Genomic DNA, 4,877 nt, shown 5'->3' with positions numbered 1-4,877 from the left:
ACTAATTAGTTCATAGTAAAAAGGATTTAGTTTACATAGAGGTGGAATATGCAAAACTGTACGACCAAAGAATTTAATATCTCTGGCAAATGGGCATTGAGCCGGAATCAATTGACATAATTTTCTGGCAAATTCAGGATTATTAATATCTATATTTTCTATAAAATTACGGCAAGTTTGTAGCAAAACATCAATGGGGTTTTGGGGACAATTATTAGTAGTAGTTTGCATTTTTTTACTCCTATTATTTTGAATTAATTGTAATGATGATATATAGTTAAAACCAAGAGAATTATGATGAGTAAATGCTGCACTCAATAGCATGAGGATTTTGTCTACAGTAATCATTAAACATAGAAGCTATTTGATGTTTCTGCTGATTAGCTATGCTGCCTAAAAACTCTTCATATATTTGCCAAGCAATTGGAGATTTAGCACTGTCTATATCTTGTAAATTCGTGGCTGAATATGTCCGTGTAAATGTTGTTATCGTTGACTTTTTTGAACTGCTACTAAACATATCTTTTGCTCTGCTTTACTTCATACTTTTAATATACACATAATCAAAACAGATTACAAGATAGTTTTTATATAAAAAATATTTATCAATTATAGGCAGAGCTTATCTTCTCAACCAAATGTCTTTAAATGAAGAGTTAATAGTCTGAAGAGAAAGAATATTTGATAATGTAGTTGCGTGATCGCTGTATAACCAGATTTTATTTCAGTAATTAATTTTTATTTTCAAAAACTAATTTAAGGTAGTAATTCCTCCTAGTAGACTGACACACTTTAAATGGTGTTGACCAAGTTTATTTATGGTACAAACGTGATGGTACTAAGTTTGAGCATAACATTCAGATATTTGCTTTTATTACTGATGATTTTTTACGGATGCAAAGTGCAAAGTTTTTTGGTTATGGAAAACCATTACTGTATTTAGAAAATGGGGAGTTAGTTAATCATAATTTTCCTGTGCCTAGAGGTGCTTTTTTATTTCCAAAAATTAGAGAAGGCAGCAGATATATTCAAGAGTTAAGATTTTTAGGTCTCTGGCAAACATTGTTTCCGAGAAAGTTGGAAACTGATAATCAATATGTTACAAAAACTCCTGCTATAGCCATGAAAATATTTGAGGATTTGGCAGAAATAAATAGAGATAAAAATAGTAAATTGGTAGTGGTTTATTTACCTACTCGTTCTGACTATTATGGAAATGAATCTAATTTTTGGCGACAATATCTACAAGTAGAGTTAGAGAAACGCAACATAATTTATATCTATCTAATTGCTGAATTTAGAAACATAATGTCTAATGACAAAGTAGAAATAGTATTCTTGGGAGGTGATGGGCATTATTCTGTATTTGGCAATGAATTTTTTGCTAATGTTTTGTATGAAAAGTTGTTGTCTTTGCCAGAAGTTGCAGCTACTTTGCAGCAGTAGAATAATTTTGTAGGTTGATTTTTATCCTGAATGCTAAAAGCTGATAGCTAGTTAAAATAAAGGCGAGCGATCGCTAAAATTAAACTTACTTGACTATGGCACAGAAGTAAAAATTTATTTAAAGTCTTTTTATAAGGATGATGGATGAGATAATACTAAGCAAGGACATTGAATTTGTGGCAGAGCGCTCAATCTGTTATAGTCACTTCTTAAAGCTTGATTTAATGCTCTAGTGGCAAATTTAGAAGTTTGTAAATAGGCAGAAACGGCTTCTTTTGCTAAATATTTATAGCTGGCAGGAGTGTGTTGTTGAATGAGATATCTAAATAGTGATCGCTTGCCAAAAGTATCAATATTCCATTGCCATCCAGGCATCAACCAATTTATGATCCCCGCTAAACCAGTATAAAGATTATCCTGCCAAGTAATAGGTGGATGATTACCTCTAGGTCGTGCTGCGGTACCTATTAAAATCAGACCTGCAACTTTCTCTGGGTTTTTTAGAGCTAACTCCATTGCTATAATTCCACCTAACGACCATCCTAATATAAAATATTTGGGGATTTGAAGTTGGTCTAGCAGTATTTCTAAATCTACTAAATGTTGAGTAATCTCAAAGTCTTTTTTCGTATAACTTTTGCCATAACCTCTTAAGTCAGGAGCAATAGTTTGAAAGTTTTGGCAGAGGGAGTTGGTAAAGACAGACATACATTGGCCTGAACCTGGATGTCCGTGGAGGCAAAGAATGGGAAAACCTTCTCCTTTGAGTTGAAAATGTAGTGGTAATGATGAGACCATGATTTTTTTTTCTGTAAAATTTTCTTTATATACCTTACCTTGCTTTCAAGTCTAGTTAATATAATTACAGCAGATTGCAGGTAGATGAGGTACAAATATAAATGGTAAAGTCTTTGTAGTGCGGGCATCTTGCCCGCGACTGGTGTACCTCACTAATATGAAATATGCTGTAAATTACATCCTCAGGACTTACGCAGAGACTCTACATATAGCGAGGGTGAATATCATTCGCCCCTACAAATGGTGGTTTAAAAGTCAATTTGCGTAAGTCCTGATCCTAATAACGATAATTCAGATAAAAAATTTACTAAACCCTTTTTATTTTTATCTTTTGGGTTTAATACCCCGCCGCCACTCGCGGTGTTTACAATTAGTTTGGGTTGGAGTCCCCATCAACTTTTTCCATCTTCCATCTTCCATCTTCCATCTTCCTTGTTCAATCCTAAGTATTAATTTCTGTTATGGAGTCAAACCAAAATCAAATTACAGAAAAGCAAAAGATGCTAAACGGGCAATATTATAATGGCTTTGATAAAGACTTACTAAAAGATAGACAAAGAGCTAAAAGTTTATGTCAAAAATTGAATAATATTCCAGATGGCAGTCAAGAAGAAAGGGTCAAAATTATCAGAGATTTATTCCAAACCGATCGAGATTGTTGGATAGAATCTCCTTTTAAATGTGACTACGGGTATAATATCCAAATTGGAGATAATTTTTATGCCAACTTTGGTTGTGTTATTCTTGACTGCAATATTGTGAAAATTGGTAGTAATGTAAAGTTAAGTCCTAATGTACAAATTTATACTGCTACTCATCCAATAAATGTGACAGAAAGAATTGCAGGTAAAGAAATGGCTTATCCTATTGAAATAGGGGATAATGTTTGGATAGGAGGGGGTTGTATCATTCTTCCTGGTTTAAAGGTTGGAAAAAATACAGTTATTGGGGCGGGAAGCGTGGTAACGAAAGATATTCCTGAAAATGTTGTTGCAGTGGGGAACCCCTGTCGCGTAATTAAAGAAATTGAATGAATAACAAAGAGTTTTGAAGTATACACAGTATTTATCGTGATTAACTCTATTTTGAAAACTGGCGTTGCATAAATACGGGATGATTTTAATAGTTTTGTGGAATGGGCATCTTGCCCGTTCCTGATATTTTCACCGCAGGCATGATACCCACCCCACTTATATTCATCCCGCCCCTCAGCAATGCCTGAAAACTTAATGAATTACTCCACCCATCATAATATAGAATCCATTTGGTATCTTTGCACGCAGTATGTGCTTTTAGCTGCTGAAGTCAGGAAGACCGAGTCATATCATGTCCGCTGGTATCATTTATGTAAACCCAAGCGTGAATATTTACAGAAAATTTCAGTTTTTTCAGACTTTTAAGTCTTCTGTTCTAGATAAATAAAGCCTTTTTCCATCTTCCTTCTTCCTTACCTTTACAATACGGATGCTACCGGAGTTGATCTCATAACTCCGGAGATTCAGAAATACAATAGGGGAAAAAGGTAGAAAAATGAATGGGTAATCTTGGTCGCGTAATGGTTAAAAGAACAATAGATGTCTGGCATGGGAGCAAGATGCTCCCACTGTTCTTGTAACAAAAATAATGACAATGTACAACCAATGAAAATGCACCACCACCGAAAAATTATCCCTTTTTCTCTAAGAGTTCTACTGCTTCCCTGGGAGTAGAATTTTCTGTAGTAGACACCAACAACTGTAGCAAAGCATTAATCGCCTTCTTATTGCCAGGGTCAATTTTCCCTAAGAGTTTTGCTGCTTCCCTACGAGCATGATGATTAGAAGTAGACTCCAACAATTACAGGAAAGCATTAATTACTTTCTCATTGCCCATGCTAATTTTCCCTAAACTTTCTGCTGCTTCCCTACGAATATTAGGATCGGAAGTAGACCCGAGCAATTGCACCAAAGCATTAGTTGCTTTACTCAAGTATTTAAAAGAATAGCTGCTGAACAAATACAAAATTTACAAACTAAATTTGTACAACAAATCAGTCAAATCATAGCTTCCCCTAAAAATAATGTGCCAAAAACCCTCAATAATTTAATTAAAAATGTACAGAAATTATCATTTGTCAATAGGATGACTTTATATCTGTCAGATAAAACAGATGATACAATTATTTGGAGGTATTCATCACAGACAATTTATCATGAAAAAGACAAAAGAAAATTAGAATGTTTATTTGTGGCCAAAGAATACGAAAAAGCGATTCCATCAGCTTTTCAAGGAAAGCCAGAACTGTTAAAAGTAATCAATGACCGCACAGAATTCCAATGGTACTATATTGTTAAAAATGAAAATAACCAACCTATAGCTGTTTTAAGAGTAAATGGCAATCCTTATGAAAACTTCAGAGAATATAAGTTAGGTATTTGAAAGATATAGTAGTTTATTCTTAAGTATCACCTCTATGAGAACTCTGATAGTCTAAAAGCATTTTTACTTTTACCTGTTATACCAAGCGTGATAAATATTTGCTACAAATAAATAGGTTATTTCTTAGGAGTCAACCCACCCCTAACCCCTCCCAGGAGGGGAAGTCACCGAGTCAGGAGTTAGGAGTTAGAATAAATAGCTTTGATACCATTTAA

The 4,877-nt window shown here is 34.1% G+C and carries 7 protein-coding genes and 1 pseudogene; 3 read left to right on the top strand and 5 right to left on the bottom strand.

Going from position 1 to position 4,877, the window contains the following annotated elements:
• Positions 1 to 231: Mo-dependent nitrogenase C-terminal domain-containing protein (locus tag F6K13_RS18440; RefSeq protein ID WP_287287962.1), on the bottom strand; the 231-nt coding region annotated here is incomplete at its 3' end.
• 61 nt (positions 232 to 292) lie between these two features.
• Positions 293 to 520 carry a CP12 domain-containing protein gene (locus tag F6K13_RS18435; protein WP_124146034.1) on the bottom strand — a complete coding sequence of 76 codons (228 nt, stop codon included), beginning with the start codon at positions 518 to 520 and terminating at the stop codon, positions 293 to 295.
• A 374-nt stretch (positions 521 to 894) separates the two neighbouring features.
• Between F6K13_RS18435 and F6K13_RS18430 the strand changes: the two genes are divergently transcribed.
• Positions 895 to 1,446, top strand: coding sequence for a hypothetical protein (locus tag F6K13_RS18430; RefSeq protein ID WP_124146033.1), 552 nt, complete (start codon positions 895 to 897; stop codon positions 1,444 to 1,446).
• A 147-nt stretch (positions 1,447 to 1,593) separates the two neighbouring features.
• Here F6K13_RS18430 and F6K13_RS18425 read toward each other — a convergent pair.
• Positions 1,594 to 2,244: pseudogene (locus F6K13_RS18425) on the bottom strand (alpha/beta fold hydrolase); the annotation flags it as partial.
• Positions 2,245 to 2,705: 461 nt separating this feature from the next.
• Between F6K13_RS18425 and F6K13_RS18420 the strand changes: the two are divergent.
• Positions 2,706 to 3,278: a sugar O-acetyltransferase gene (locus F6K13_RS18420; protein WP_124142642.1), complete on the top strand. Its 573-nt coding sequence runs from the start codon at positions 2,706 to 2,708 to the stop codon at positions 3,276 to 3,278.
• Between the two features lie 631 nt (positions 3,279 to 3,909).
• On the opposite strand, the gene F6K13_RS18415 is transcribed toward F6K13_RS18420, so the two are convergent.
• Both F6K13_RS18415 and F6K13_RS18410 read right to left on the bottom strand, forming a co-directional pair.
• Positions 3,910 to 4,077: a hypothetical protein gene (locus F6K13_RS18415; RefSeq protein ID WP_161564282.1), complete on the bottom strand. Its 168-nt coding sequence runs from the start codon at positions 4,075 to 4,077 to the stop codon at positions 3,910 to 3,912.
• A 3-nt stretch (positions 4,078 to 4,080) separates the two neighbouring features.
• Positions 4,081 to 4,182 carry a HEAT repeat domain-containing protein gene (locus tag F6K13_RS18410; protein WP_287284230.1) on the bottom strand — a complete coding sequence of 34 codons (102 nt, stop codon included), beginning with the start codon at positions 4,180 to 4,182 and terminating at the stop codon, positions 4,081 to 4,083.
• Between F6K13_RS18410 and F6K13_RS18405 the strand changes: the two genes are divergently transcribed.
• Positions 4,183 to 4,662: a hypothetical protein gene (locus F6K13_RS18405; RefSeq protein ID WP_124142640.1), complete on the top strand. Its 480-nt coding sequence runs from the start codon at positions 4,183 to 4,185 to the stop codon at positions 4,660 to 4,662.
• Positions 4,663 to 4,877 lie beyond the last annotated feature (215 nt).

Source organism: Okeania sp. SIO2B9 (assembly GCF_010672505.1).
Classification (GTDB): Bacteria; Cyanobacteriota; Cyanobacteriia; order Cyanobacteriales; family Microcoleaceae; genus Okeania; species Okeania hirsuta.
This window is presented reverse-complemented; position numbering and strand designations above follow the sequence as displayed.

Excerpts from the sequence above, each read along its gene's own strand:
- F6K13_RS18435 (WP_124146034.1), bottom strand. The coding sequence starts at position 520 with ATGTTTAGTAGCAGTTCAAAAAAGTCAACGATAACAACATTTACACGG.
- F6K13_RS18430 (WP_124146033.1), top strand. The coding sequence starts at position 895 with ATGCAAAGTGCAAAGTTTTTTGGTTATGGAAAACCATTACTGTATTTA.
- F6K13_RS18420 (WP_124142642.1), top strand. The coding sequence starts at position 2,706 with ATGGAGTCAAACCAAAATCAAATTACAGAAAAGCAAAAGATGCTAAAC.